The organism is Bacillota bacterium (assembly GCA_036504675.1).
GTDB lineage: Bacteria > Bacillota > Sulfobacillia > JAJYWN01 > JAJZPE01 > DASXUT01.
Genome location: DASXUT010000079.1, coordinates 12,785 through 39,060, shown reverse-complemented (window position 1 = coordinate 39,060; position 26,276 = coordinate 12,785). Strand labels below are relative to the sequence as shown.

Annotated in this window: 23 protein-coding genes; 1 reads left to right on the top strand and 22 read right to left on the bottom strand. The window is 67.1% G+C overall.

All coding sequences use genetic code 11. From position 1 onward, the window contains the following. Positions 1-88 precede the first annotated feature (88 nt). The 6 genes from dusB to VGL40_06190 all read right to left on the bottom strand — a co-directional run bounded on the left by dusB (position 89) and on the right by VGL40_06190 (position 5,883). On the bottom strand, positions 89-1,135 hold the full coding sequence (dusB, locus tag VGL40_06215; protein ID HEY3314862.1) for a tRNA dihydrouridine synthase DusB: 1,047 nt from the start codon (positions 1,133-1,135) through the stop codon (positions 89-91). Between the two features lies 1 nt (position 1,136). Beyond that, positions 1,137-2,096, bottom strand: coding sequence for a polysaccharide deacetylase family protein (locus tag VGL40_06210; protein HEY3314861.1), 960 nt, complete (start codon positions 2,094-2,096; stop codon positions 1,137-1,139). Beyond that, complete coding sequence (locus VGL40_06205; GenBank protein ID HEY3314860.1) at positions 2,096-2,569, bottom strand: C-GCAxxG-C-C family protein; 474 nt, start codon at positions 2,567-2,569, stop codon at positions 2,096-2,098. The genes VGL40_06210 and VGL40_06205 overlap by 1 nt, the downstream gene beginning before the upstream one ends. A 60-nt stretch (positions 2,570-2,629) precedes the next feature. Further along, complete coding sequence (locus VGL40_06200; protein HEY3314859.1) at positions 2,630-3,094, bottom strand: bifunctional nuclease family protein; 465 nt, start codon at positions 3,092-3,094, stop codon at positions 2,630-2,632. 106 nt (positions 3,095-3,200) lie between these two features. Then, on the bottom strand, positions 3,201-4,556 hold the full coding sequence (locus VGL40_06195) for a tetratricopeptide repeat protein (protein ID HEY3314858.1): 1,356 nt from the start codon (positions 4,554-4,556) through the stop codon (positions 3,201-3,203). Between the two features lie 4 nt (positions 4,557-4,560). Further along, positions 4,561-5,883, bottom strand: coding sequence for an amidohydrolase (locus VGL40_06190; GenBank protein ID HEY3314857.1), 1,323 nt, complete (start codon positions 5,881-5,883; stop codon positions 4,561-4,563). Between the two features lie 157 nt (positions 5,884-6,040). Here VGL40_06190 and VGL40_06185 point away from each other — a divergent pair, with 157 nt between their 5' ends. Beyond that, entirely contained in the window at positions 6,041-6,532 is a 492-nt protein-coding gene (locus VGL40_06185) for a hypothetical protein (protein ID HEY3314856.1), read from the top strand. Between the two features lie 112 nt (positions 6,533-6,644). On the opposite strand, the gene VGL40_06180 is transcribed toward VGL40_06185, so the two are convergent. The 16 genes from VGL40_06180 to VGL40_06105 all read right to left on the bottom strand — a co-directional run bounded on the left by VGL40_06180 (position 6,645) and on the right by VGL40_06105 (position 26,269). Continuing rightward, positions 6,645-7,409 (bottom strand): type III pantothenate kinase, encoded by a 765-nt coding sequence (locus VGL40_06180; GenBank protein ID HEY3314855.1) that lies wholly within the window; start codon positions 7,407-7,409, stop codon positions 6,645-6,647. Positions 7,410-7,439: 30 nt separating this feature from the next. Then, positions 7,440-8,222: a biotin--[acetyl-CoA-carboxylase] ligase gene (locus tag VGL40_06175; GenBank protein HEY3314854.1), complete on the bottom strand. Its 783-nt coding sequence runs from the start codon at positions 8,220-8,222 to the stop codon at positions 7,440-7,442. A 13-nt stretch (positions 8,223-8,235) separates the two neighbouring features. Beyond that, the gene (nadC, locus tag VGL40_06170) at positions 8,236-9,105 is read right to left on the bottom strand and encodes a carboxylating nicotinate-nucleotide diphosphorylase (protein HEY3314853.1); all 870 of its coding nucleotides are present in this window, start codon (positions 9,103-9,105) and stop codon (positions 8,236-8,238) included. Further along, positions 9,095-10,705, bottom strand: a complete 1,611-nt coding sequence (gene nadB / locus VGL40_06165) for an L-aspartate oxidase (protein ID HEY3314852.1) — start codon at positions 10,703-10,705, stop codon at positions 9,095-9,097. The genes nadC and nadB overlap by 11 nt, the downstream gene beginning before the upstream one ends. 112 nt (positions 10,706-10,817) lie before the next feature. After that, positions 10,818-11,774 (bottom strand): quinolinate synthase NadA, encoded by a 957-nt coding sequence (gene nadA / locus VGL40_06160; GenBank protein HEY3314851.1) that lies wholly within the window; start codon positions 11,772-11,774, stop codon positions 10,818-10,820. A 153-nt stretch (positions 11,775-11,927) separates the two neighbouring features. Beyond that, positions 11,928-13,619, bottom strand: a complete 1,692-nt coding sequence (locus tag VGL40_06155) for a formate--tetrahydrofolate ligase (protein ID HEY3314850.1) — start codon at positions 13,617-13,619, stop codon at positions 11,928-11,930. 345 nt (positions 13,620-13,964) lie between these two features. Beyond that, on the bottom strand, positions 13,965-15,392 hold the full coding sequence (gene hutI, locus VGL40_06150; protein ID HEY3314849.1) for an imidazolonepropionase: 1,428 nt from the start codon (positions 15,390-15,392) through the stop codon (positions 13,965-13,967). Between the two features lie 124 nt (positions 15,393-15,516). Beyond that, positions 15,517-16,641: a hypothetical protein gene (locus VGL40_06145; GenBank protein HEY3314848.1), complete on the bottom strand. Its 1,125-nt coding sequence runs from the start codon at positions 16,639-16,641 to the stop codon at positions 15,517-15,519. Positions 16,642-16,707: 66 nt separating this feature from the next. After that, on the bottom strand, positions 16,708-18,357 hold the full coding sequence (gene hutU, locus VGL40_06140) for a urocanate hydratase (GenBank protein HEY3314847.1): 1,650 nt from the start codon (positions 18,355-18,357) through the stop codon (positions 16,708-16,710). A 20-nt stretch (positions 18,358-18,377) separates the two neighbouring features. Further along, positions 18,378-19,949, bottom strand: coding sequence for a histidine ammonia-lyase (hutH, locus tag VGL40_06135; protein HEY3314846.1), 1,572 nt, complete (start codon positions 19,947-19,949; stop codon positions 18,378-18,380). A gap of 69 nt (positions 19,950-20,018) precedes the next feature. Continuing rightward, positions 20,019-20,579, bottom strand: coding sequence for a flavin reductase family protein (locus VGL40_06130; protein ID HEY3314845.1), 561 nt, complete (start codon positions 20,577-20,579; stop codon positions 20,019-20,021). A gap of 21 nt (positions 20,580-20,600) precedes the next feature. Next, positions 20,601-21,932 carry a pitrilysin family protein gene (locus VGL40_06125; protein ID HEY3314844.1) on the bottom strand — a complete coding sequence of 444 codons (1,332 nt, stop codon included), beginning with the start codon at positions 21,930-21,932 and terminating at the stop codon, positions 20,601-20,603. Then, positions 21,929-23,236 carry a pitrilysin family protein gene (locus VGL40_06120; protein HEY3314843.1) on the bottom strand — a complete coding sequence of 436 codons (1,308 nt, stop codon included), beginning with the start codon at positions 23,234-23,236 and terminating at the stop codon, positions 21,929-21,931. Before VGL40_06120 ends, VGL40_06125 begins: the two co-directional genes overlap by 4 nt. A 52-nt stretch (positions 23,237-23,288) precedes the next feature. Further along, the gene (locus VGL40_06115; GenBank protein ID HEY3314842.1) at positions 23,289-24,425 is read right to left on the bottom strand and encodes a Xaa-Pro peptidase family protein; all 1,137 of its coding nucleotides are present in this window, start codon (positions 24,423-24,425) and stop codon (positions 23,289-23,291) included. 21 nt (positions 24,426-24,446) lie between these two features. Then, positions 24,447-25,058, bottom strand: a complete 612-nt coding sequence (locus VGL40_06110; protein ID HEY3314841.1) for a hypothetical protein — start codon at positions 25,056-25,058, stop codon at positions 24,447-24,449. Then, positions 25,007-26,269: a class II fructose-bisphosphate aldolase gene (locus VGL40_06105; GenBank protein HEY3314840.1), complete on the bottom strand. Its 1,263-nt coding sequence runs from the start codon at positions 26,267-26,269 to the stop codon at positions 25,007-25,009. The genes VGL40_06110 and VGL40_06105 overlap by 52 nt, the downstream gene beginning before the upstream one ends. Between the last annotated feature and the right edge of the window lie 7 nt (positions 26,270-26,276).

Genomic DNA, 26,276 nt, shown 5'->3' with positions numbered 1-26,276 from the left:
TTGGCAAGGGCAGTGGGAAGGGCCCGATCGCCGAGGCGAATGGGCCCTTGACCGAGGAAGCCTGGCGCCGTCGGGCGGTGGCCCGCCCTTACGGGGCCGCCGCATTTAACTCAGACAGGTAGGCGCGAAGGACGCCGGCCATCTCCTCGGGGGTCCTGGCGGCCATGATCTGGGTCCTGGCCCTGGCCGCCCCCCGCAGGCCATGGATGTACCAGGCGGCGTGCTTCCTCATCTCGAGAAGACCGACGTGCTCCCCCTTGTGCTCGACGATGGCCCGTAGGTGGCGGAGGGCCATCCCGACCCGCTCTTCGGCAGAAGGGGGCGGGGCCTCGCGCCCGGTTGCCAGGTAGTGCCGGATCTGACCGAAGACCCATGGGTTGCCCAGCGCCGCCCGGCCGACCATCACCGCGTCACAGCCGGTGAGGGCGATCATCGATTCGGCCGAAGGGCCGTCGACCACGTCTCCGTTGCCGACCACCGGAACTCTGACCGCCGCCTTGACGGCGGCGATGATCGCCCAGTCGGCCGAGCCGGAATAGAACTGGGTCCTGACCCGCCCGTGGACGGCCAGGGCGGCCACCCCGACCGCCTCCAGGCGCCGGGCGACCTCGACGGCGTTTGCTTCCTCAGGGCTGAAACCTTTGCGGATCTTGGCGCTCACCGGCAGATCGACGGCCCGGACGACGGCCCCGACAATCGACGCGGCCTTCTCCGGGTCCCGCATGAGGGCCGAGCCCTCGCCGTTCTTGACCACCTTCGGTGCCGGGCACCCGAGGTTGACGTCAACGATGTCAGCCCCGGCTTCGGCGACGAGCCTGGCGGCCTCGGCCATCGGTTCGGGCTCCGACCCGAGGAGTTGGACGGCGACGGGATGCTCGTCGGGAGCGATGGCGACCATTCGGGTCGTCCGACGATTGGCGTAGATGAGGGCCTTGTCACTGAGCATCTCCGTATAGACCAGGCCGCACCCCTGCTCCCGGGCGAGGGCCCGGAAGGGGAGGTCGCTGACTCCGGCCATCGGGGCGGCAAAGACGCGGCTCGGAGTGATGACCGGACCGATCCGGACTGATCGGTCCAAGCCGGTCGGGGCTTGGCCGGGTGGTATCTCTCGATGGCGATCAACCGGCTGCTCCATGTCAGTACTCCTTGAGCCAGCCATGCCGGCGGCAAAACTCCAGGAACAGATCCCGGACATAGTGAGCCGGGCTGAGCTTGAAGGCGAAGAGAAGGGGTCCGTCTCGTTCGGTGACGGTGATCCGCCGGACCCGCATCGGCGGGCTGCTCCGCAGGTTGAACCCGCGGACCGTCGACAGCCCCAGGTGGAACCCGGCGGCCCTGGCGGCCTCCTCGACCGCCCCATTGGACGTACCATAGGGATAAGTGATGACCGTGGGGGCCCTCCCAACGGCCGCGGTGATGCCGTCCCGGGAACGCTGGAAATCCGCCGCCAGTCTGCTCCGATACTCCTCTTCAGTCTCCAGGCGGCCTTTGTCCCATAGGAATCGACGATGAGTGAGGGCGGAAGCGGCCGTCCCCCGGGCGTCGATGGCCACGTCGTGATGGCTGTCGTAGGTGTGGGAACCGACCTCGAAAGTGCCCTCGTCGGACATCGTCCGGAGCTGATCCCAGGTCAGGTAACGGAGGCCCGGGGCGACCTGGCTACCGGCCGTGGCCTCGTCGATGCAGCGGCCGATCACGCTGACCAGCCCGGAAAAGCCGACCGATCGAAGGACCGGTCGGGCCTCGCTATAGTTGTCTTCGTAGCCGTCGTCGAAGGTGATCATTACCGGCCGGCGCGGCAGGCCTGTCCGGTCGCCGGCCAGAAAGGCTTCCAGCTGGCGAGGGGTAATGGTCTGATAGCCGTGGCTCTTGAGGAAGCGGATCTGCTCGGTGAAGCGCTCAGTGGAGATGAAGACGGGGTTGGTCCGTTCCATCAGGACCCGGGGGACCACCGAGTGGTAGGTCAGGACCGGGATGAAGCGAGGCCAAGGCCAGACATAGAGCCAGCCCCAGATCAGGAAAGCCAGGAGCAGGCCGACCAGGAGGGCGGCGGCCCTTCGAAGCCGCGGCGATCGGCCGCGTTTCCCTTCGGTCACTAGTCCTCCAGCCCCAATGGCTTGGTGGCCAGGGCCACGGCCTGGCGCATGTACCCCGCGCATCTGGTCGGTTTGACCTTGACCTTGTATTCTTCGAACTGAGCCGGATCGGTCAGGTCGTAGCCGGTCATGGCCCGGCAGTTGATCTCCCCGATGGCCGCTTCGAAGGCCCGCCGGAAATCCATCGCCTGGTTGATCGCCCGCTCCTTGCCGGCCAGGTCGTCGGCATGTTTGTGGCCGGCGGCCAGCCCGATGGCCATGATCCCCCCGGTCAGGCAACCACAGGCCAAGCCGGTGTGGCCCAGCCCGCCGCCAAAGCCGGTGGCCACCGAGGGGATGTAGTCCCCGGCGAAACCGAGGGCTTCGGCCAGGGTCATGAAGGTCGCCTCGGCGCAATTGTAGCCGGCCAGGAAGCGGGCGACGGCGATCTCCCCAAGATCGGACCCGCGGGATTTGGGCTTGTCCAGGACCATTGGTCTATGTACCTCCCCCTGATGAGAAGGGCGGCCCTTACCGGCCGCCTCCTTGGTGTCTCAGTGCATCTGCGGATCGCTGTCTTCGCCTTCACCCTCGCCCTCGGTCGGCCCGTCCTCGGGCCCTTTGGGTTTGACCCCGGCCAACTCAAGGACCATCTCTGAGGCGTAGATGGGAGCCTTCGCCCGCAGAGCCAGGGCCACGGAATCGCTGGGGCGGGAATCGATCTCTTTGGTCTCGTTGCCGACCTTCAACGTGATCTGGGCGAAGAACGTACCGTCCCGGAGGTCGTCAATGAGGACCATGGTCACGGCAGCCCCACATAGGTCAAGGAGGTTCTTCAGCAAGTCGTGGGTCATCGGCCGCGGGGGTTCGATCCCCTCGACCATCATCGCCACGGCGTTGCCCTCCAGGGCGCCGACCCATATCGGGAGCAGCCGGTCGTCCTGGGTCGACTTCAGGATGATTACCGCCTGCTGGTTCTCGAGGTCGAAGCCGACCCGTTCGACCTTAAGTTCGATCATCCGCTTCACTCCCAAAGGTGGGCTTGGGCGGTACATTATATCGCCCATCGGCGGGCTCTAGGCGCCCCGGGGAGTGGCCGTGCCCGCCCGGCCCGCCCGGCCCCCCCTAGACCTTTGGCCTGGATAGCCGCTTGACCATCCGGTCGTCCATGTTGCCCCGCCCGCTGGCCAGGCCCATTTTCCTGAAGAGGGCCGTCGCCCGCTGAAAGAAGGCCAGGGCCTTATCTCGCTCGCCCCTGGCCATGTGCAATTCGCCCAGCTCGTAAAGGCTGTCGGCCAGCTCGCCGGGGCGGTCGGCGGCCTCGAACAGCCGGACGCTCTCCTCGAGGGCGGCGCTCGCCCGCTCGGGATCCTTCATCTCGATGAAGACCTTCCCGAGGGCCTGGCGACCCTGGCCGACGAGGGCCGGATCGCCGATCTTCTCGGCCAGTTCGATGCACTCCTCGCTGGTGCCGAGGGCCCGCTCGAGGTGGCCGGCGTGGAAGTGATAGCGGGCCGCCTCGATCATCGCCGCGACCTCACCGCGCTGGTCCCCGGCCTGTCGATAGAGCCGCAGGGCGGCCCCGAAACGCTCGAAGCCCTCCTCCCAGTCCCCGCGGTCCTCAGCCATCAGTCCGGCGTTGAGGTATAGGGCGGCGGCTACCTCGAGGTCGGCCCGAAGGTCGAGGAGGGCCCGGCCCTTGGCCGCCTCGGCCAAGGCCCGGCCGACGTCGCCGGCGGCGTAATGGTTCTGGGCCGTCTCCAGGTACCGCAGAACCAGCTCCGGCGTTCCGGCAAAGACCTTCAAGGCCTCCAGGGCCTCATCCTGCAACTTGTTCCCGGTCACGAAGTCGCCGGAGCGATAGACGGCCAGAGCCAGGCGGCCGATGGCCCGGACCTTAAGCCCCGGGTCCTCTCCCCCGGGCCGGCCCAGCTTGGCCAGGGCGGCCTGGTAGTCAAGAACCGCCTTGGGGATCTGGTTGCGCAGTTCGTCCAGTCCCCCGAGCCCGATGAGGCAGAGGGCCGCGCCCTCTTCCTCGCCGGCTTGCACATAGGCCTCGAGGGCCAGCTGGAAGGTCTTCTCCGCCTCGTCCAAGTTCCCTTGGGCCTTGTGCGAGCGGGCCTGACCCAAGAGGGCCTCGCCCTCGCGCCGCCGGTTGCCCATCTCTGCCGCTTCCTGGGCGGCCTTTTGGAGGACCTTGGCCGCCTTGGCCGCCTTTCCGCCCCCTTGGAGCAGGCGGCCGGTGGCCAGCAGCCAGTCGCACTCCCGTTCCCTCAGATCGGCTTCGGACTCCATGAAATGACCGATGGGCCGCTTCAAGCGGGCCGCCAAGACCTGCAACGACTGGAGGGACGGGCGGATGACCCCACGTTCGATCTGACTGATGAAAGCCGCCGAGTACTCCTCGCCGGCCAGGTCTTTCTGGGTCATCCCGGCTTCCTTGCGGGCCTGTCTGATCTTCTCTCCTAGCGTGGTGGCCATCACCTCACCTTCCGCCGAAGAGGCTGTCCCACATGGTCAGGTAGGACTCCCGGGTGTACTTCGCGTGGTGTTGAGCCCTGAGCTCCTTGGCCCGGGCCGCGCCATCGGCCAGTAGATCGACCAAGGTCATGGCCATGACCTTGGCCGGGAGGACGTAGGCAAGCTCGGGGTCGGCGATTCGGAAGTCCTCGGAGTGGGCCGCCCCCTCGGCTCCGCCGATCATCGGGTGGAGGGCCGGCAGGAGGTGGGAGACGTCGCCCATGTCGGTCGAACCGGCGCCGTGCCGCTCCTGACCGATCCGGTCGGCCCCGATGATCGCCGCCAAGTTGGCTGCGAAGACCTGGGAGAATGGTTCGAAATTGAGCCTCGGGAGGTAGCCGGGAATCTCGGTGATCATGCAGTCCGCCCCGACGGCCAAGCCCCCGGCCTGCAAAGCCCGGTTGACCTTGGCGCCGGCCTCCAAAATGGCCTCCATAGTCTTGCCTCGCACGTAGGTCTCCATGCGAACGTCGGCCGGGATGATGTTGACCAGGTCCCCGCCGCGGGTGATGATCGGGTGGACCCGGATGTGGTCGTCGTCCTTGAACGTCTCCCGCTGGGCGTGGATGGCCACGAGGCCGATCATCGCCGCATTGAGGGCGTTGACCCCGCGGTGCGGGGCGCCGCCGGCATGGGCCTCCCGGCCGCTGTACCGGATGAACTTGCCGATGAAGCCGTTGGACGTGCCGGAGATGGTGGCGTCCTTACCCGGCTCGGGCGAGCCGGTATGGACCATCATCGCCAGGTCGATCCGGTCGAACTCGCCGCGGGCGATGAACTCTTGCTTGCCGCCGAGGAAGCGGATCTGGCCGCCCTCGCGGAGCCTCTGACGATACTCGATCTCCACGTACTCCTCAGCCGGGACGGCCATCAACACGACCTGACCGTCCAGTTCGGCCATGACTCCCGAGTCGAGCAGCCCGAAGCCCGTCCCGAGCATCGTGGCGACCTGACAGTTGTGCCCGCAGGCGTGGGCCGCCCCGGTGATCGGGTCGGCCTGGGGGTGCCCCGGACAGACCACCGCGTCGAGCTCGCCGAGGACGGCGACGCGGGCTTCGTCGGCCCGGCCGGCGACGGTCCCCACGACTCCGGTCAAGGCCACCCCGGTGCGATGCGGGATGCCGGCCTCGGTCATCGCTCGGTCGACGAGCTCGGCCGTCCGCCGCTCCTTGAACCCGAGTTCCGGCCGGTGGAAGATCTCTTCGCCCAGCTGGATCAGGAGGTCGCGGCGGGCGTCGATGGCCTCGACCACCCTCACCTTCAGCTTCTCTTTGGAATCGGCGGTCACTCGTTCACCTCATTTCCAGGGGCCTGGCCGTGGCCGCGGTCGAACTTGGCGGTCACGGGAGGAAAAGCGCCATGGGTGGGGAAAGCTTCGCCCGTAGGCCGTTCGGTCCCCACCGCAGACAGTCTTGGAGGGGCCGGAAACCCGGTGGAGGTGGACCATGTTCCCGCCGTTCCCGGGGTATGAGCCCCTGTGCCGACAAGTCCGGCTCCGTCTGGGCGCCATCGACCCGATGGGCGCCGGTCAGTTGCTGCCCGTGGCCCTCTTGGACTGCCCGAACGAAGGCACGGCCGACCAGGTCGCGGCGGTGCTCATGGAAGCCCAGAACGGAACCCGGACGATGGCCTCCGGAGAGATGCCCATCTTCTTCGGGGATACGGCTCTGGGCCTCAGGGTCTTCCGGGAAACCCTCGGCCGGGAAGGCCGCGGGCGCCTCGGCCGGGCCTGGGCGGAACTGGTGGCGGGGGGGCGTGGCCCGCGGTTGACCTGCGACCTGGTCATCGTCTCCCCGCTGGAGGAGGGCGACATCCGCATCTTCAGCGGGCTCGTCCAGTTGCGGCGGTCCTATTCGGTGACGGTCGGGGTCGGCGGCCGCCCGGAGTTCGAACGTCTCGACGTGGTCAAATATCCCTTGACCGGTTTGGTGGGCTGAGGGTCCTTGACTTAACTGAGGCTTACAGGAAACGGTTATACCCCTTAAGCAAAAATCCTCCCGAAGCGGGAGGGTTTTTATCCGTCTAAGGGGTGATTAACCACGGGTCCGGCTAAAGATTCCGCTCGTGGACGATTCTCAGGCCCTCCAGGGTCAGCAACGGGTTGACCGTCTCGATGGTCTCGCTGTCGGCCGCGATCAGCTCGGCGAAAGGCCCGGTGGCGACGACTCGAACCGGGGCCCCCAACTCGGCGATGATCCGTCGGACGATCGCGTCGACCTGGCCGGCGAAGCCGAAGACGATGCCCGCCTGCATGCTGGCAACGGTGTTCTTGCCGATGACTGACTTCGGCCGGCCGATGTCGATTCTCGGAAGCTTGGCCGCCCGGACGAAGAGAGCTTCGGTCGAGGTGGTGATCCCCGGCGCGAGGGCCCCTCCGAGGTAGACGCCGTCGGCCGAGATGACGTCGAAGGCCGTGGCCGTCCCGAAGTCGACGACGACCACCGGGCCTCCGTAGAGCTCAAAAGCGGCGATGCTGTCGGCGATCCGGTCGGCCCCAATCTCTTTGGGGTTGTCGTACTTGATGACGATTCCGGTCTTGATCCCCGGACCGACGACGAGCGGCTTCAAACCAAGGTACTGCTCGCACATCTCGGAGATGGCCGGGGTCAAAGGGGGCACGGACGAGGCCACGCAGACCGCGTCCAGCTCCCCGAGGTCGATTCCAGCCAGGGAGAACAGGTTGTGCAGGATGATGCCGAACTCATCGGCCGTCCGGTTACGGTCGGTCGACAGCCGCCAGTGCCTGACCAACTCCCGCTCCCGGTAGAGCCCGACGACGATGTCGGTGTTCCCGAGGTCGATCGCGCAGAGCATCCTTCGCACCTCCCTAAGCGACGGGGCCCACTAGCCAGACCGCAGGGAGACGTCAGCCGCCCGGACGGTCGTCTCCCGGCCGTCGGCCGAGCGGATCAGCAGGGCGCCGTCACCCAGGATGTCCAGGGCCTCCCCGGTGATGGCGGTCTTCGGGCCGATAGCCTGGACCGACCGACCGACCGTGGCCGAAAGCGCCAGACAGCGCCCTCGGGCGGGGCCAAAGCCCTCCCGAAGCCAGGTGCCGTACCACCGATCCAGTCTCTCGGTCAGGCTCTCAAGCGCGGCGTCGGCATCGAAGCGGTGGCCGGTCGCCGCCGATAGAGATGTAGCCGTGTCCCGGATTTCCGGGGGAAGGCTTGCCCGATCGACGTTGAGATTGAGGCCGACCCCGAGGAGGACGGCCGGTTCGACGCCGGGGCCGCCCAAACGGGCCTGCCCGAGGAGGCCGGCCACCTTCCGCCGGTTCAGGAGGACATCATTGGGCCACTTGATTCGGACATCGAGGGACCCCTCGAGCCCCTCGCCTACCTCGCCGGCCAGGAGGTCCGCGACCGTCTCGGCGACGGCCACCCCTCCGACCATGGTCAGGGTCGGCCAGGCGTCCAGGCGCTCCGCGGGTGGCCTGAGGATGACCGTCAGCCAAAGCCCGCCGCGGGGAGAAGCCCATCGTCGGCCGAGACGACCGGACCCGGCCGTCTGGACCTCGGCCAGCACGGTGGACCCCTCCGGGGCGCCCTGGTCGGCCAATTCGGCCGCCACCTGGTTGGTCGAATCGGCCTCTGCCAACCTCATGATCGGCCTACCCAGGGTCACCGGCGGCGGCCCCTCACGCCGGACCGGGCCGGCCCGGTTCGGGGCCGATCTCGAGGCTGATGTCCATGGCCTTGACCGAGTGGGTCAAGGCGCCCATCGAGATCAGGTCCACCCCGGTGGCGGCCACCTCGGCCAGTCCATCGAGGTTGATTCCGCCCGAGGCTTCGACCGTCGCCCGCCCACCGATCCTGGTCACGGCGCCTCGCATCTCTTCGAGGCTCATGTTGTCGAGCATGATCACCTCGGCCCCGGCCGCCAGTGCCTGTTCTACCTGGGCCAAGTTCTGGACCTCGACCTCGACCTTGGTGAAGGGTGAGACGGCCGTCTTGACGGCCTTCACCGCCGGGCCCACCCCGCCGGCCGCGACGATGTGGTTGTCCTTGATCAGGGCCGCGTCGTACAGGCCGAAACGGTGGTTCTTGGCCCCGCCGCAACGGACGGCATACTTCTCCAGGCTTCTCAGGCCGGGGGTGGTCTTGCGGGTATCGACCACGCAAACCTTCGGGTTGGCCGCCCGGGCGACCTCCGTGGCCTTTCTGGCCATCGTGGCGATGCCGGAGAGCCGCTGCAACAGGTTGAGAGCCACCCGCTCGCCGCTGAGGATGGCCCGCGTCGAGCCCTCCAGGACGGCCAGGATGGTGCCCTTGACGACCCGGTCTCCGTCGGCCACCCGGCCATGGAAGACAACCGTCGGGTCGAGCCGGGCGAAGACCCGTCCGGCCAGGTCCAGGCCGGCGATGACGCCGTCGCCCTTGGCGAGGAAGTAGGCCCAGACCCGATGGTCCTCGGGGATGAGCGCCTCGGTGGTCACGTCGCCGGTGCCGATGTCCTCGGCCAGGGCCAGCTCGATCAGGCGGTCGAGGGCGATCGGATCAAGCTTCATGCCGCCACGCTCCTTGGGGTCGCTCGAGCACCGTGTGCCAACGCCAGCCTTCGTCGTCGCGGGCCGGGAAGTCGAGGCGGAAGTGACTGCCTCGGCTCTCCTGGCGGATGAGGGCGCCCTCGGCCACGAGCCCGGCGACGGTGATCAGGTTGGCCGTCTCGACGTTTTCCATGGTCAGTGGGTCCGACCAGGTGAACCGGGCCATGTCGGCCAGCTTGGCCAAGGCGTCCCGGAGCCCGGCCCCGTCCCTGAGGATGCCCACTTCCGACCACATCAGCTCCTGAAGGGCGGGACGGAGATCGTTCGGCCCTTCCCACGGACGCCGCTCTTCCTTGGCGGACAGCCGCAGGTGCCCCAGGTCGTCCCGGGTGGCGCCGCCGGCTCGGTCCTTCATCGAGTTGGCGATCCTTCGCCCGAAGACGAGGCCCTCGAGGAGGGAGTTGGAGGCCAGGCGGTTGGCCCCGTGGACCCCGACGCAGGCCGCCTCCCCGCAGGAATAGAGGCCGTCGATATTGGTCTGCCCGTCGACGTCGGTCCTGATCCCGCCCATCATATAGTGGGCCGCCGGAGCCACCGGGATGGGCTTTGTCCTGGGGTCGATGCCGTACTTGCGGCAGGTCTCGTAGATTTTCGGGAATCGTTCAGCGAAGCCGGCCCCGAGGCTCGTCCCGTCCAGCCAAACGTGCTCGGCGGAGGCCTTCCTCAGCTCGTCGAGGATGGCCCGGGCGACGACGTCGCGGGGGGCGAGATCGCCCCGCGGGTGATAGCGGGGCATGAACCGCTCGCCGGCCGGGTTCAGGAGGATCCCGCCTTCACCGCGGAGGGCCTCGCTGATCAGGAACTTCGGGTTCCCCGGATGGTACAGGGCCGTCGGGTGGAACTGGATGAACTCCATGTCGGCCAGGATCGCCCCCGCCCGGTAGGCCATGGCCATCCCGTCCCCCGTGGCGACGCTGGGGTTGGTCGTGTTCTTGTAGAGTTGCCCGGCTCCGCCCGTGGCCAGCACGGTGGCCTGGGCCAGATAGGCCACCTTTTGACCGTCCGGTCTCAGGGCCAAGGCACCGTAACAGCGGCCGCCCTCGGTCAGAAGATCGATAACCTGCAGGTCCTCGTGGATCAGGATCCCGCTCGAGGTCAGGGCCTTCCAGCTGAGGACGGTTTCGATCTCCTCGCCGGTGGCGTCGCCGCGGGCGTGGAGAATCCTCCGCTCGCTGTGGGCGCCCTCCCGGGTCAGGGCGAAGTCCTCACCGCGCTTGTCGAAGTGGGCCCCCAGGGACACCAACTCCAGGACGCAGGCCGGGCCCTCGTTGACGAGGACGCGGACGGCCTCTTCGTCGCACAGGCCGACCCCCGCGGCCAGGGTGTCCTCCATATGCAAACGGGGAGAATCCTCGCGGCCGATGGCCGCGGCAATTCCCCCCTGGGCGTGTTCGGTATTGGAGTCTTCCATCTTCAACTTGGTCAATACCGTGACCCGCCCCCACCGACTGGCCTTGAGAGCGGTGTAGAGACCGGCGATGCCGCTGCCGATGATCAGAAAATCGCTTTCCTCCCGGGGTATGTCCGAGAGGTCGAAGTCTTTAAGGTACCTCGGATACACTGGTTTCCCTCCAGTAATGGGGCGCCAGCGTTGACCGAGCGGCCAAATTGCCTTGTGCTGGGAACGTCCCCCGACAAGAGTGAGTGGGTAGGTGAGGGTGGCTGACCGTCGGTCAGTCGATGGTGAGCATCCGGTCGAGGGCTTTTTGGGCACGGACCCGGATGTCCTCGGGCACGGTGACCCGCGGTTCCAGACGCACGAGGGCCCGGACCAGTTTTCTCAATGTGGTGCTCTTCATGTTCGGACAGATCTGCTCGTCGCCGGACGGGAAGTAGAAACTGGCGTCGGGGCGGTCTTTCTGGAGGGGATGAAGGATCCCCATCTCGGTGCCGATGATGAACTCGTCGGCCGGACTCCGCCGGACGAACCGCAACATCCCCTCAGTCGAGAAGACCTCGTCAGCCAAGCCGACGACGGCCGGATCGGCCTCCGGGTGGACCAGGACGACCGCCCGCGGGTGGGCCTCTTTCATCAGTCTGACGTCCTCGGCCTTGATCCGGTTGTGGGTCGGGCAGAACCCCGGCCAGGGGATGATCTTCTTCTTCGTCTGGGTCTGGACATAGTGGGCCAGGTTGCGGTCGGGGACGAAAATGACCGAGTCACCCGGGATGGACTCAACCACCTTCACTGCGTTCCGCGAGGTGCAGCAGATGTCGCTTTCGGCCTTGACCGCGGCGGAGGTATTGACGTAGGCGACCACCGGGACCCCGGGATACTCCTCTTTCATCGCCCGGAGGCCTTCGCCGGTGACCATGTCGGCCATCGGGCAGCCGGCCTTGGGTTCGGGGAGGATGACCGTTTTCTTGGGAGACAGGATGGCCGCGCTCTCGGCCATGAAGTGAACGCCGCCGAAGATGATGAGGCCGCTCTTGGACCAGGCCGCCTGCTGCGATAGGCCGAGCGAGTCGCCGACGAAGTCGGCCAGGTCCTGGACTTCGGGACGCTGGTAGACATGGGCCAGGATGAGGGCCTGACGGTCGTCCTTCAGGCGGCGGGCCTCGGCGGCGAGCTCGGTTTGGTCAAGGGGCTGGTCCCCCTGCTCCGCCGGGGCCTCGGGCTCAGCAATCACCGTTGACACGGCCTTTTTCCCCTACTTTCCAGATACAATCCGATTGTATTCCCCACCCCTACCCTTGTCAAGGAAAGCGCCACGGCGGGCCAGCCGTACACCAGCTGGCCCGCCGCCTGGTTCCTTGGGACTCGGAGAAACAGTGAGGGGTCTTTAGAACAGACCGAGGACCTTGCCGTCGGCGTCGATGTCGTACTTCGTGCCGGCCGGAACGGACGGCAGGCCGGGCATCGTCCGCATCTCGCCGAGGAGCGGGTAAAGGAAACCGGCGCCGACCGAGGCGCGGACGTCGCGGATGGGCACCCGGAACCCGCGCGGCCGACCCTTGACGGTCGGGTCGTGGGACAGGGAGAGGTGGGTCTTGGCCATGCAGATGGGGAGCTTGTCGTAGCCGAGCTTGGTGTAGAGCTTGATCCGCTTCTCGGCCAGCGGCGTGTAGTCGACCCCATCGGCCCCGTAGACCTTGGTGGCGATGGTCTCGATCTTCTCCTTGATCGAGGCCTCGAGCGGATAGAGGAAGTGGAAATCGCTTGGCTTGTTGGTCGCCTTGACGATGGCGTCGGCGAGCTCCTTGCCGCCGGCTCCACCCTTCGCCCAGACCTGGGAAAGGACGGCGTCCGCCGCGCCGGCTTTGATCGCCCGGTCGTGGATGAACTGGATCTCGCGGTCGGTGTCGGTGACGAACTGGTTGATCGCCACGACCACTTCGAGGCCATGCATCCGCATGTTCTCGATTTGCTTCTCCAGGTTCTCGCAGCCCTTGTCGAGGGCTTCCATGTTCTCCTTGGACACCAGGGCCTTGTCCATCTCCTTGCCCGGGACGACCTTGAAGGCGCCGCCGTGCATCTTGAGCGCCCGGACGGTGGCCACGACCACGGCCGCGTTTGGCTTCAGGCCGCTGTTACGGCACTTGATGTTGAGGAACTTCTCGGCCCCGATGTCGGCGCCGAATCCGGCCTCGGTGACCAGGAACTCGCCCGACTTGATGGCGATCTGATCGGCCAGGATCGAGGAGTTGCCGTGGGCGATGTTGGCGAACGGACCGGCGTGGACGAGGACCGGATCGCCTTCCAGGTTCTGCAGCAGGTTCGGTTTGATGGCTTCTTTCATCAGGATGGTCATCGAGCCGGCGCACTTGAGGTCCTCGGCGGTGACCGGCGTACCGGTCTTGGTGTAGCCGACGACGATCTTGCCGAGGCGCTTGCGGATGTCCTGCAGCCCGGTGGTCAGGGCGAGGATGGCCATGACCTCGGAAGCCACGGCGATATCGAAGCCGGTCTCCCGCGGGATCCCGTCCCCGCCGAGACCGATGACGATCTTGCGGAGGGAGGCGTCGCTGACGTCGAGGACGCGCGGCCAGGTGATTGAGAACATGTCGAGGTCGAGCGGGTTGCCGTGGTTCAAGCTGGCGTCGACGAAGGCCGCCAGGAGGTTATGGGCCAGGCTGACGGCATGGACGTCGCCGGTCAGGTGGAGGTTGAAGTCCTCCATCGGGACGACCTGCGAGTAGCCGCCGCCGGCGGCCCCACCTTTGATGCCGAAGACCGGACCAAGGGACGGCTGGCGAATGCAGGTGGTGGTCTTGTGGCCCGAGCGGTTCAGGGCCTGGCCGAGGCCGATGGTAGTGACCGTCTTGCCCTCGCCGAGGGGGGTCGGGGTGATCGCCGTGACCACGACGTACTTGGCATCCGGCTTGTCCTTGAGACGGGGGATGACGTCCAGGGAGATCTTGGCCTTGTACTTACCGTACAGCTCAAGATCATCCTCGGTGAGCCCCATCTTTTTGGCGATTTGGACGATCGGCTCCATCTTTGCCGCCTGGGCGATTTCGATGTCACTCTTCATTGATCGTTTTCACTCCTTGTCCTTGCAGCTGTGGGGTGTCCGCGGCCGATCGGCCGCGGTTTCCGCTCCCCTGGACGCATGGTCTGCTTCACTTACCTCTCGAGCGCGAATGGGTGCCTTTATGTGAAGAGGCAGAGACCGTCGCAGCGATGGCTTCGAGAAGAGTGGGCGTCAGGCGGTCCGCTCGGGGGCGTGTAGTAGATTGGTGATTGGGGCGGGGCGTCTTCGACCAGCGATCCGGGCTACTCCATGTCATCCCCCCGTCTGTACCGCGTCAAGGCTGGCAATCCTGCGGTCCCAAGCGGAAACTGCAATCCCCGCAAAAAACGGAGACCAAGGGATGAACTATCGTGGACCCTGGCAAGCCCACCTGGTCAAGAGGCCCAGAAGGGCCGCGATGAGAAAGAACGTCAGCGTGGTCTTCCAGCTCCTCGGCCTGGCCGCCGGGGCTCCCGCCGGAACGCCGCCTTCATCCTCCTCCGGGAGTAATCTGGCCTCTGGCTCCAGTCTTCCATTCCAGACGACCACTTTCCCGCCGGCGATGACGTGCCGGACTAAGTTGGCACCGAAGTAGTAGGGGATGGAAGCGTGACTCGGAACGTCCCAAACCACGAGGTCCGCCCGCATGCCTGGGGTGAGGCGGCCAATGACGTCCCCCCGCCGGAGGGCCATGGCCGACCCCCGGGTCGCGGCCCGGAGGGCTTCGCCCGGGGTCAGTCGGAGCAGGCGACAAGCCAGCCCGAGGACCACCTCCATCGATGGGATCGGGCTTGTCCCGGGATTGAAATCGGTGGCGACGGCGACCGTGACGCCCCGCCGAAGCATCTCCCTGGCCCGGGCCTGTCGATCGAGGAGCAGGGTGAAAGGGGTCCCGGGGAGCAGCACGGCGACGGTCCCGGCCTTGGCCATGGCCTCCAAACCGGCCTCGGAGGAATAAAGCAAGTGGTCGGCGGAGACCGCGCCGACCTCGGCGGCCAGTTCGGCCCCGCCGAAGGGGCCCAATTCATCCGCATGCAGCTTCGGCAGGAGGCCGTGCTTCTTGGCTTCCTCGAGGATCTGGCGGGAGTCCTCCACGGAGAAGACTCCCTTTTCGCAGAAAACGTCACAGAACTCAGCCAGCCCGCTACGGGCTACTTCTGGGACCATGACGCGAGCCACTAGTTCGACGTACTTTGCGCTTTTTCCTTCAAACTCCGGCGGCACCTCATGGGCTCCCAAGAAGGTGGGGACCACCTCGATCGGAGCCTCCGAACGCAAGCGGTTGGCCACCCGGAGGAGCTTCATCTCGTCCTCCAGGGTCAGCCCGTAACCGCTCTTCACTTCAACCGTTGTCGCCCCGCCCAGGATCATCTTCTCGAGGTTCAGGGCCGCTTGGGTGTACAACTCGTCCTCGCCGGCCGCCCGGGTGTCCTGGACGGTCCGGATGATGCCCCCACCGGATTCGGCGATCTCCGAGTAGGTCGCTCCGGCGATCCTCCGGGCGAACTCGTCCTCCCTTGACCCGGCGAAGACCAGGTGGGTATGGGGATCGACGAGCCCGGGAGTGACGACCTGGCCGTCCACCGGGATGACCTCGGCCCCCGAGAGGTCGTACTCGGCCGCCAATTGATGGTAGTCGCCGACGGCCACCACCTTCCCCTCGCTCACCAGGACCGTCCCGCCCTTGACCACACCTAGCCCCCGTTCGTCGGGCTCGTCCCCGGCCATCGTCAGGACCTCGGAAGCGCCCTTCAGGACCAGATCGATCGGCTCGCTCCGCTTTGCCTCCGCCATATGCTCCTCCTCCACCTCGACGGCGACGGTGTTTGTCGGTGCTTGTCCTACCCGTCGCCGCTAATCCATGGAAGGGACTGGTGAACCCATTCAAGCCGGGGCCCGCCGCCCATGCCCGGCGGGCCTATCTGGGCGAACCCTCGTCCTCGCCGGTTGTCGGCCGGAAAGGCGACCGCAGGATCAGGTGGGAGTTGGGGGTCGACCGGACGATGGAGAACCCGGACGCGGTCACCCGGACAAGGTAGAGCCGACCGCGGGCGTCGATCCGTCCGGCCACCAGCGTGGCCGGGTCGGACTCACTCAACGCTCCGGCGGCCGGGTCAATCACTTCCTGAACCCGGCCGTCCGGACCGATCTTGACCACCCGGCCGTCCGGAAGGCCGAGGTCCGTGCCGAGGTACAGGCAACCGTTCCCGTCCGCCCCTAACAGGATGGCGGTCTCGATGAAAGTGGTGCTCTCGTGGAGGAAGGACTCGACGGTCCGGCCGTCCTCCGACTGGATGAAGAAACGCCTTTGGAAGGGGGTCCGGCCGGCGGTCATGACGGCCACCGCGCCCCGCCCGAGGGGCACGAAGCCTTCGATCGGTCCGTCGGGGCCTCCCGCCGTCCCGGCCCGCGGCCGACCGTTCGTGTCCAGGGCGACTTTGGCCGGGGTGGCCAGGACGGTCCCCCGGCCAGAGTAAAGGCTGATCGTTCCGACGTAGCCATCCTTGGCCATGGCCACCCCCAGGACGTAGATGCCGCCTTGGTCGGCCGGCACCAGGGCTTCGACCCGCCATAGGGAAGCGGCCGGCCCAGCCCGCTTGACCTCGATGGTCGCTTGAGGCCGACCGTCCTGATCGTACTTCAGGACCACCCCACGGGAGTTGTCGGCCAGGTAGATCGAGCCGTCGACAGCCACCGCCAGGTCGTCCAGGGAGGGTTCGTAGCCGAGACCCTCACCCACCGGGAATTGAAGAACCAGCCTCCCTTCGGGGCTGTACTTCTTGACCCGGTGGTTGGCGCTGTCGGCCACGTAGACCTGGCCCTCGCCGTCCAGGGCGAAGCTGCGCGGGCCGAAGACACGCCCGTCCGGTGCCTGGTCGCGGCCGAAGTCCCCGGAAGCGGCTCCCCACCCCCCGGAAACGACTACCTCCGGCGTCCGGGTCAGGACCCGCTCGATCCGGCCGAAACTAAGGCCGAAGGCCAGGGCCAGACCGACGACGGCGATGACGAAAAGTCCCGGCCGCCTGATGAGCTTGGTCGGCAAGGCTGCTCCTCCTCACCGGGGCCGCGGTCCCAGACCGGTCTGGCTGACCCCGGTGGGAGCGGTCCCTCAGTCGATCATCGGGAGCTTGATCCCTTTGTCCCTGGCCGTCTCGACGGCCAATGGGTAACCGGCGTCGGCGTGGCGCATTACCCCGGTGCCGGGGTCGGTGGTCAGGACTCTCTGAAGCCGAGTAGCGGCTTCCTCAGTTCCGTCGGCGACGACGACCATCCCGGCGTGGATCGAAAAGCCGATGCCGACCCCTCCGCCGTGGTGGACCGACACCCAGCTGGCGCCGGCGGCCGTATTGACCAGGGCGTTGAGGATCGGCCAGTCGGCGATGGCGTCGCTGCCGTCCCGCATCGCCTCGGTCTCCCGGTTGGGCGAGGCCACCGACCCGGAGTCGAGGTGGTCACGGCCGATGACGATGGGCGCCTTGACCTTGCCATCGCGGACGAGGTCGTTGAAAGCCAGGCCGATCTTGGCCCGGTCGCCGTACCCGAGCCAGCAGATCCGGGCGGGCAGCCCCTGGAAGTGGATCTTCTCGCGGGCCTCATGGATCCAGCGGGTGAGTCCGGCGTCGTCGGGGAAGGCCCGGAGGATGACCTCGTCGGTTTGGTAGATGTCCTCCGGGTCGCCGGACAGGGCGGCCCAGCGGAAGGGACCCTTGCCCTGGCAGAAGAGGGGACGGATGTAGGCCGGGACGAAGCCCGGATAGGCGAAGGCGTCCTCGACCCCGGCCTCCAGGGCTTGCTGGCGAAGGTTATTGCCGTAGTCGAAGACGATCGCCCCGCGCCTCTTCCATTCGAGCATCGCCCGGACGTGGGCGGCCATGCTGTCCTTAGACCGCCGGACGTAGTCCTTCGGGTCGGCCTTGCGGAGTTCGGCCGCTTCGGCCATGGTCAGTCCGGCCGGGATGTAGCCGCATAAGGCGTCGTGGGCCGAGGTTTGGTCGGTGACCACGTCCGGGACGAGGCCGCGGCGGATCATTTCCGGGTGGGTCTCGGCGGCGTTGCCGAGGACCCCGATTGACAGGGGCTGACCCTTGGCTATCGCCTCCCTGGCCAAGGCCAGACCTTCGTCCAGGGAACGGGCCATCTTATCGAGGTAGCCGGTGTTGAGGCGCCGCTTGATCCGCTCCACGTCGACCTCGACGATCAAGGCGACACCGCCGTTCATCGTGATGGCCAGGGGCTGGGCCCCGCCCATCCCACCGAGGCCGGCGGTGACCACCAGGCGTCCCTTGAGGTTCGCTCCGAAGTTCTGCCGGGCCAACTCGGCCAGGGTCTCGTAGGTCCCCTGGATGATCCCCTGGGTGCCGATGTAGATCCAGCTTCCGGCGGTCATCTGGCCGTACATCGTGAGACCCTTGGCTTCCAGCTCCCAGAAGTTCTCCCAGGTCGCCCAGTGGGGGACGAGCATGGAGTTGACGATGAGGACCCGGGGGGCCATGGCGTGGGTCTTGAAGACCCCGACGGGCTTGCCTGACTGGACCAGGAGGGTTTCGTCGTCTTCCAGGCCCTTCAGGGCCGAGACGATCGCCCAAAAGGCCTCCCAGCTTCTGGCGGCCCGGCCGCTGCCGCCGTAGACGATGAGTTCCTCGGGCTTCTCGGCGACCTCCGGGTCGAGGTTGTTCATCAGCATCCGGAGGGCCGCCTCTTGGGCCCACCCCTTGCAGTTCAGCTCGGACCCGCGGGGAGCACGGACGATCGGCGACATGTGGCTGCCTCCCTCAATGTCTATGCCTCATCGACGGCGGCAATGCCCGCGTCTGTCAGGGCTTGATAAGCCTCGCCCCGGCCAACCATCGCCCGGACGACCTCGAAGTCGGAAGCCAGGACCCGGTCCTCGTCGAGCGGGGCCAGTCGTTCGCGGACCAGGCGGTAAAGGGCCTTCGTCCCGCGGCCAAGGGAGTCCTCGGCCGACCGGCCGACCGCCCCGGCGGTCTGTTCGACGGCCAGGTCGACGGCTTGGGCCGCGCAGAGGAGCTCGATGGCCAGGATGGTCTCGAGGTTGTCGAGGATCGCCGCCGCCTTCCGGGCGGCGATGGTCCCCATGCTGACGTGGTCCTCTTGATTGGCCGACGACGGGATGGAATCCACCGAGGCCGGCGAGGCCAGGAGCTTGTCCTCGGAAACCAGCGCCGCCGCGGTGTACTGGGCCAGCATAAAGCCGGAATTGAGGCCGCCCTTCCGGGTCAGGAAGGCCGGCAGGCCACTCAGGTGTGGATTGACCATCCGCTCCAGCCGCCGCTCGGCGATGCTCCCCAGTTCGGCCAGGGCGATCCCGGCGAAGTCCATGGCCAGGGCGACCGGCTGGCCGTGGAAATTGCCCCCGGAGATGACCGCCCCGTCGTCGACGAAGATCAGCGGGTTGTCGGTGGCCGCGTTGGCCTCCCTGGTGACGACCTCGGTCGCGTAGCCCAGGGCGTCGCGACTGGCCCCATGGACCTGGGGCATGCAACGAAGGGCGTAGGCGTCCTGGACCCTCAGCTCGCCCGGCCGGGTGGTGAGACGGCTCCCTTCGAGGACCCGGCGGAGAGTCTCAGCGCTGGCCTCCTGGCCCGGGTGGCCGCGGACGGCCTGCAGGCGCGGGTCGAAGGCGGCCGGGATCCCGCGCAGGGCCTCCAGGCTCAGGGCCCCGATGGCGTCGGCCAGGACAGCCAGACGGGTCCCGCGGCGCAGGGTCAGGGCACCCACGGCGGTCATGGCCTGGGTCCCGTTGATCAACGCCAGCCCTTCCTTGGCCTCGAGGACTAACGGGTCGAGACCGGCGGCCGCCATGGCCTCGGCCCCGGGCAGCCGCCGACCACCGAAGGTGGCCTCCCCCATCCCGAGCGGCACCAGGGCCAGATGGGCCAGGGGGGCCAGGTCTCCGCTGGCCCCGAGGGAACCCTTCTGAGGAACGACCGGGATGACCCCCCGATTGAGCATCCCAAGGAGGGTCTCGACGACCGCCGGGCGGACCCCCGAGTGGCCGCGGGTAAGGGCGTTGGAGCGGAGGAGGAGCATTGCCCGGACAACCGGTTCGGAGAAGGGTTCGCCGACCCCGGCGGCGTGGCTGACGATGAGGTTGCGCTGCAGGCGGGCAACGTCCTCCGGGGGGATGACGACATCGCAAAAACGGCCGAAGCCGGTGGTCACTCCATAGACCACCGACCCTGAACGGAGGATCCCGTCGACGACCGCCCGGGCAGTCTCGAGCGACTCTCGGGCCCCTGGAGCCAGGGCCACCTCGGCCCGGCCCGATGCGACCCGTTCGACCTGGGCCAGGTTGAGCGAATGACCATCGATCAGGACGGCGCGGTCCATGTCTCTTCCCTCACAAAAAGAGAAGGCTCCCGCCTTCTCGGGGTTTTGCCTCCCGGACCCATGACCCGGTCAGGATTTCTTGCTGAAGCCGTATACTCCCAGCCGTCGCCCGAGCGACCAGTAATCACCCCCGCCGTAGGCGAGCGGATCGATCTTGCCGAGGTCCAGATGCCCGTGCTGGTCAAGGACCGCGTCGTCGGCGGTGATGTTGACGACCTCCCCGATGAAGAGGTCGTGGGAACCCAGGTGATGGAACCCGCGGACCTCGCATTCGAGGTTGACCGGGCACTCGGCGATGGCCGGCGCCTTGACCTTCTGGGCCTTGATGGCGGTGAGTCCGGTCAGCTTGAATTTGTCGGTCGTCTTGCCCGAGGTGTTTCCGCAGATGTCCACCGCCCTGACCAGACCGGCGCTGGGGATGTTGATGACGAATTCCCCACCGTCCTTGATCATCCGGTAGGTGAATCGCTCCGGGCGGACCCCGATGGTCACCATCGGCGGATCTGAACAGGCGACCCCCACCCAGGCCAGGGTGATGATGTTCTTGGCCGCTTCGAAATCACCGGCGGTGACCATCACCGCCGGCTGCGGATAGAGCGACGTGGCCGGCTTGAGGCTCAGCCTGGTCATGGCAGCACTTCCCTTCGGCGACTATCTTCTACGCCCGGGCGGGGAATCCTTCGGTCTGATGATGGAGACGGCGAAGGCCGAAGGGTCCAGGACCTCCCGGAGCCGCCGGTTGGCCCCATCCAGGTCGACCCGTTCGAGGGCCGTCAGGTAGTCGAAGATGTCCACGTCCTTGAAGCGGAAAAGGGTGAAGTTGTGGGCGGCGAACTCGGGGGAATTGAACCCGGCGATGAACCCCCCGCTGAGCTTGCGTCGAGTCCGCTCGAAGGTGGCCGGGTCGATCCCGTCCGTCCGGGCCCGCCCGAGGGCTTCGGCGAGGCGGTCGCGCAGCCGGTCGGGATCGGGGGATTCCCCGCCGACGACGACGTAGCCGTAGTCCCGCTCGCCCTCATAACCGAAGGAGAACCGCTCGTCGATCAGGCCGTCCTGATAGAGCGACTCGTATATGGCCGAACTGCGTCCCAGCAGGCCGTCAAGGACGGTCTCCAGGTAGACGGTCTTCTCCAGGAGGCGCGGCCCGTCGTAGCCGATATCCCGGTCCTTGAACCCGACCAGGATGAGGGGGACGGCCACGGCCATGCCCTCCTCAATCAGGTGCTGATTGACCGAGGGCGGCTCGTCGGGGAAGAGGCGCTCGATGCCGCCCTCCGGGGCCGACCCGCCGGGGCCGGCCGGCCGGTCGACCGTCGCCCGGCCGACCACATGGTCGATGGCCCAGGCCGGGTCGACGTCCCCGGTGATGAAGAGGATCATGTTGTCGGGCCGGTAGAAGGTGCCATAGCACTGGTAAAGGAGGTCCTTGGTGATCCCCTCGATGGATTCGACCGTCCCGGCAATGTTGATCCGGACGGGGTGGCGTTGGTAAAGAGCGGTCAGGAGGTTGTCGCGGACCCTCCACTGCGGGCTGTCTTCGTACATCCGGATCTCCTGGCCGATGATCCCCTTCTCTTTGGCCACGCTTTCATCGGTGAAATAGGGCCGCCGGACGAAGTTGACCAAGAGATCCAGGCACTCCGGGAACTTCTCCGTGGTCGAGCAGAGATAGCTCGTCGATGTGTAGGTGGTGAAGGCGTTGGTCATCGCGCCAAGTTCGGCGAAGCGATCGAAGACGTTACCTTCCGGCTTCTCGAACAACTTGTGCTCGAGGAAGTGGGCGATCCCGTCGGGGACCCGGGTGGCTTCGGCCGCCCCGGAGGCCCGGAAGTGGCTGTCGACCGATCCGTAGTGGGTGGCGTAGGTGGCATACTTCTTGTGGTAGCCCGGCTTGGGCATGACGTAAACCCGCAACCCGTCACCGGTGGTGGCCGCGTAGACCGTCTCCCCCAGGGCCGGATATTCGCATCGTTGAAGGTTCATGCCTGGCCGCCCCCTTCCCGTCCGCGGAGGAAGTAGACCGTGTCCGGGACGACCCGCTCGGCGATCCGGATGATGTCTTTCTTGCCGACCGCCTCGGTCCGCCTGAGCCGTTCGGCGGAGGTCATGAAACGTCCCGACCTGACCTCGGCGAGCTGCACGGCGATCATGTCGGACGGGTTGTCTTGCCCCTGGCGGATGACGTTCTGCAAGGCCTTCCTGGTCGATTCGAGCTCGTAGTCGCTGATCTCGCCGCGCCTAATCTCGGCCAATTGGGCGTCGATGATCTCCCTGGCCCGGTCGAAGTCCTTCGGCTCAATGCCTGACTCGATGACGACGAAGCCCTTGGCCCCGTTGACCATCGAATGGGCATAGTAGGCCAGGCCCGCCCGCTCGCGGACGTTCTGGAACAGCTTTGAGTGGACGAACCCGCCAAGGACGCCGTTGTAGCCGAGGAGAGCGGGAAAGTCGGGGTCGGCCTGAGTGATCCCGGTCCGGTAACCCATGACCAGCTTCCCCTGCTTGATGTCCTGCTCCTCGATGACCTCTCTGGCCTTCTGGGGAGGCGGCTTGGCCCCGGTGGCCTGAATCGGGAGGCGGCCACCGGTCCCCCCCGGCAGCCGCTCGGCCACCTGGCGGGCCATCTCGGAGGGCTCGACGCCGCCGACGGCCAGAATATCGATGGGCATCTCGGCCACCATTCTCTGGTATCGGGTGTAGACGCCGACTGGGTCGAGGGCGGGCAGGTCCTCCGGGCGGCCCAATTCCAGGAGCCCGTAACCTTCGTCGGGGCACATCTCCTGAAGACAGCGGAAACGGGCGTACCGCTGCTTGTCGTTGATCAGCCCGTCGATCCGCCGGCGGAGGTTGTCCCGCTCTTGCTGGAAATAGGACGGGACGAAGCCGCCATTCTCGGTAGCCGGCCGGACCAGCATCTCGAACAGTAGGTCCAAGCCATCAGCCAGGACGTCACCCCCGCCGGGCACGTAGCGCCGGTCGACGACGTCCAGGGAGATGCCGATCGATTGGCTTTCCCCGTACTTGGAGACAAAGGCCCCGATGTCGGCGCCGAAAAGCTCCTCGGTCCGGATGGTCAGGGCCCTGGTTGACGGAAAGCCGGCCGTCCCGCGCTTGAGCAGCTGGGCAGCCAGGGCCGTGGCCGTGACCGTCTCTTTGGTCAAGGGCCGGTGGATGAACAGGCTAACGTTGACCGTCTTGAACTTGTCCACCTTGAGCCCGTAAAAACTGACCCCCTCAGCCGGGCGGGTCACAAGAAAATCGCCCGCCGGGGCGAGCTTCAGATCCATGTCTCGGCCTCCCATCCGGACGGGCACAAGTCCGCCAAACCGGGCGATCGCGTCATGACCGCGGTGGCCGACGGCTCGGCCGCAGGTCGCGTGGATAAGTGGTCAGGCTGCGCCCGCCTTCCTCGGTGAGGAGGAGGTCGTCCTCGACCCTGACCCCGCCCTTGCCCGGCAGGTAGATTCCGGGCTCGACGGTGAAGACCATGCCCGGTTTGAGAGGCTCGCGGTTGCCGCGGACGATGTAGGGTTCTTCGTGGACCTCGAGACCCAGCCCGTGTCCCGTCCGATGAGTGAAGTATTCCCCAAAGCCACTTTGGGCGATGTAGTCCCGCGCCAGGGCGTCGACGTCGGCGCCGGTCATCCCCGGTCGGATCCCTTCCCTGGCCAGTTGCTGGGCGGCGAGGACCACTTCGTAAGCCCGGTCGAGTTCACCATCGAGGGTGCCGACGACGTGGGTCCGGGTGATGTCGGCCAGATACCCCTGGCGTTCCACGACGATGTCAGCCCAGACGGTCTCGCCCTCGCCGATGACCCGGTCACCGGTCAGCGCGTGGGGCATGGCGCTTCGCGGGCCGGAGGCGACCATGCATCCTCCGGTGGCCGTCTCGTCCCGGCGGATGGCCGCCTCGATGGCCCGGGCGACGGCCGCCTCGGTGACCCCGGCCCGAGCGGCTTCGGCCCCAGCCCGAGTGGCCTCTTCGACGACGGCCACGGCCTTCTCGATCAACTCGATCTCGCCGGGGTCCTTACGGACCCGCAGTTGAGTCGTGAGCCTTCCGGCGTCCTCGGCTTCCAAACCGGGGATGGCCTCTTGCAGCAGTCGGAACTCGAAGAGTCGCATGGTCCGATGCTCCAGGCCGAGCCGACACACTCGCCCCGCCCTGGCGGCCGGGAAGGCCGAAGCCAGGGCCGAGCGGACCGCCCCGGCCGGACCATCCTCGTCGGCATAGGCGTAGACTTCGCCGGCCCCGGTCTCGCGGCGTACCTTCTCCTCCTCGAGGAGAGGGGTGACCACCACCAGCGGCCTCCCGACAGGGATGAACGCCATCGCCGTCCGTTCGCTGCTCTTCATCGTCAGCCCGGTCAGGTAGTACAGGTTGGCCCCGGGGACGACGACGACTCCGTCCAGCCCCGACCGGTCGGCCATGCCGGCCAGGCGCCGGCGCCGTCCTTCAAAGATCTCAGTTCCCATTGCTTCGCTCCTGACTGTGGTCTAGAGTGTCCCCGGGGGCCCTTCCGCCGCGAAGTCCGCTTCCATTTCCCAGGCCAGGCTCGGCCGCATGATCACGTCGAGCGCCGTCATGGCCAACATCTTAGCGGCCAAGAGGAGCCCGCGGTGCCCGGCCTCAGAGGCGGCGGCCGCCGCGAACTCCCGGCTGTGACCGGGGACGGAGCTTGGGGCGATGAAAATGCCTGGAGCCGCGGTGGGGCAGGCGTGGCTGACGTTACCGACGTCCGTCGAGGCGCTCAGCCGTTGGCCGAACGTGTCCTCCGGCTCGACCCCGAGTTGTCGCAGGTTATCCAGGCCGGCCCGCATCAATGGCCGGTTGGGCCGCAGGTCATCGTAACCGACTCCCTCCTCCACCTCGAGCTTGGCCCCGGCGGCCAGGGCCCCTCCGGCGGCGCAGTCCTTGACCCGGGCGACGACTTGATCGAGGTAGTCTCGGGTGGCCGCCCGGACGTAGAACTCGCCCCAGCCGCCATCGCCTCGACTGCTTTGGTCGCGGCCGCTTTGAGCGCCGGCAGACGGGCGTCGTCCAAGCTTGGTCCCCCCTAGTCGTCGAGGAGTTCTTCGATCTCTGGTCCGGTCTGGTAGCTGCCGCACTCCTTCAGTTTGTCCACCGTCGCCTCGAAGACCGCCGCCGTCATCCGGGTGAAAAAGCCGGTCCCGGCGGCCTTCTTATCGCCGGCCCGAATGTCGGTCTGGTATCGGAGGACCCAATCGGCGAGGGCATTGGCCCCGGCGACCAAGAAATGGGTGTTGACGTTGTCCTTGCCGACCAAGCCGCGGACGACGGTGGCCGCCCCGGTCCCCCCGTGCTGGACGAAGGGCACGTAACGTCCGGTCCAGGTCAGGATCTCCCGTTGGACGGCGGAAAGCCGTTCGACGTCGGGCTCGTGAGCCTCGCCGCTCCTGGCGGCGTGCTCCATCCCGATGGGGTAGGCGATCGCCTCGGCCCCGGTGTAGGCGATGAACGCCGCCACCTGCCGGGCCAGACTCTCCAAGTCGGCACCGCGGGTCGGCGTGTACTGGATGGCCTGGCCCCGGGTGCCCGTCGCTCCATACTCGGCCTCGATGACCACGTCGTCGTTACCGAGCTCGTCCCGGACACCGTCAATGACGTCCCGGGTGACGGCGAAGTCGAGGACCGGCGGTAGCTTCTCGGTGTCGATCATCGCCCAAGCCGGGGAGATGGTCCCGATGACGGCCATGAAGTCCTGCTTGAACTGGCGATAGCGGGCGCTGCAAAGGTAGGTCACGTAGGACCGCAGAGTCTCCTCGGTCCGGTCGACTTCCCCGAGGTGGACCGGCTCGACCGCGGCGAGGGCATGAACGACCCGCCTCTCGGCCAGCTCGACGTCGAGCGCGGCCAGTTCTTCGCCGAAGGCCAAGCCGGACCCCGGGTCGGCGACCTGCCCGGGTGGCACGTAGGCCGGCAGCTTGAAGTGGTCCAGGGAGACGGCCACCCACTCGGCCCCGTAGTGGGCGGCGAACTCCTCGATCAGCCAGTTCCCGAGGACGGCCCCGTCGATGACCGGGCGGACCCGGTCGTCGCGTTGGACCCCGGGGGGGGCCGGGAAGGCTTCCGGGTCGCCGCCGATCAGGCTCAGGGCGTTATGGCTCAACTGGACGATGAGCGGAGAGCTATCCCCTTCGGCGGCAGCCATGGCGAAAGCCCTCGCCTGGATCTCCAGGGGGAGGTTCGCGTTGGCGGCCAGGATGGTCACCCGCTCTCCTTGCGGCTTGAGGCTTCCATCAATCTCGAAGGGCGAAAAATGTTCGAAGACACGGGCCAGTTCTCGACCTGACAGCATGGGCGTC

Bases quoted from the DNA above. Each gene is read 5' to 3' on its own strand.
- VGL40_06155 (HEY3314850.1), bottom strand. From the start codon at position 13,619: ATGAAGAGTGACATCGAAATCGCCCAGGCGGCAAAGATGGAGCCGATC.
- VGL40_06185 (HEY3314856.1), top strand. From the start codon at position 6,041: ATGTTCCCGCCGTTCCCGGGGTATGAGCCCCTGTGCCGACAAGTCCGG.
- VGL40_06115 (HEY3314842.1), bottom strand. From the start codon at position 24,425: ATGGGAACTGAGATCTTTGAAGGACGGCGCCGGCGCCTGGCCGGCATG.
- VGL40_06180 (HEY3314855.1), bottom strand. From the start codon at position 7,409: ATGCTCTGCGCGATCGACCTCGGGAACACCGACATCGTCGTCGGGCTC.
- nadC (HEY3314853.1), bottom strand. From the start codon at position 9,105: ATGAAGCTTGATCCGATCGCCCTCGACCGCCTGATCGAGCTGGCCCTG.
- VGL40_06195 (HEY3314858.1), bottom strand. From the start codon at position 4,556: ATGGCCACCACGCTAGGAGAGAAGATCAGACAGGCCCGCAAGGAAGCC.
- VGL40_06130 (HEY3314845.1), bottom strand. From the start codon at position 20,579: ATGACCAGGCTGAGCCTCAAGCCGGCCACGTCGCTCTATCCGCAGCCG.
- dusB (HEY3314862.1), bottom strand. From the start codon at position 1,135: ATGGAGCAGCCGGTTGATCGCCATCGAGAGATACCACCCGGCCAAGCC.
- VGL40_06200 (HEY3314859.1), bottom strand. From the start codon at position 3,094: ATGATCGAACTTAAGGTCGAACGGGTCGGCTTCGACCTCGAGAACCAG.
- VGL40_06105 (HEY3314840.1), bottom strand. From the start codon at position 26,269: ATGCTGTCAGGTCGAGAACTGGCCCGTGTCTTCGAACATTTTTCGCCC.
- hutH (HEY3314846.1), bottom strand. From the start codon at position 19,949: ATGGACCGCGCCGTCCTGATCGATGGTCATTCGCTCAACCTGGCCCAG.
- hutU (HEY3314847.1), bottom strand. From the start codon at position 18,357: ATGTCGCCGATCGTCCGTGCTCCCCGCGGGTCCGAGCTGAACTGCAAG.
- hutI (HEY3314849.1), bottom strand. From the start codon at position 15,392: ATGGCGGAGGCAAAGCGGAGCGAGCCGATCGATCTGGTCCTGAAGGGC.
- VGL40_06125 (HEY3314844.1), bottom strand. From the start codon at position 21,932: ATGAACCTTCAACGATGCGAATATCCGGCCCTGGGGGAGACGGTCTAC.
- VGL40_06205 (HEY3314860.1), bottom strand. From the start codon at position 2,569: ATGGTCCTGGACAAGCCCAAATCCCGCGGGTCCGATCTTGGGGAGATC.
- VGL40_06120 (HEY3314843.1), bottom strand. From the start codon at position 23,236: ATGGATCTGAAGCTCGCCCCGGCGGGCGATTTTCTTGTGACCCGCCCG.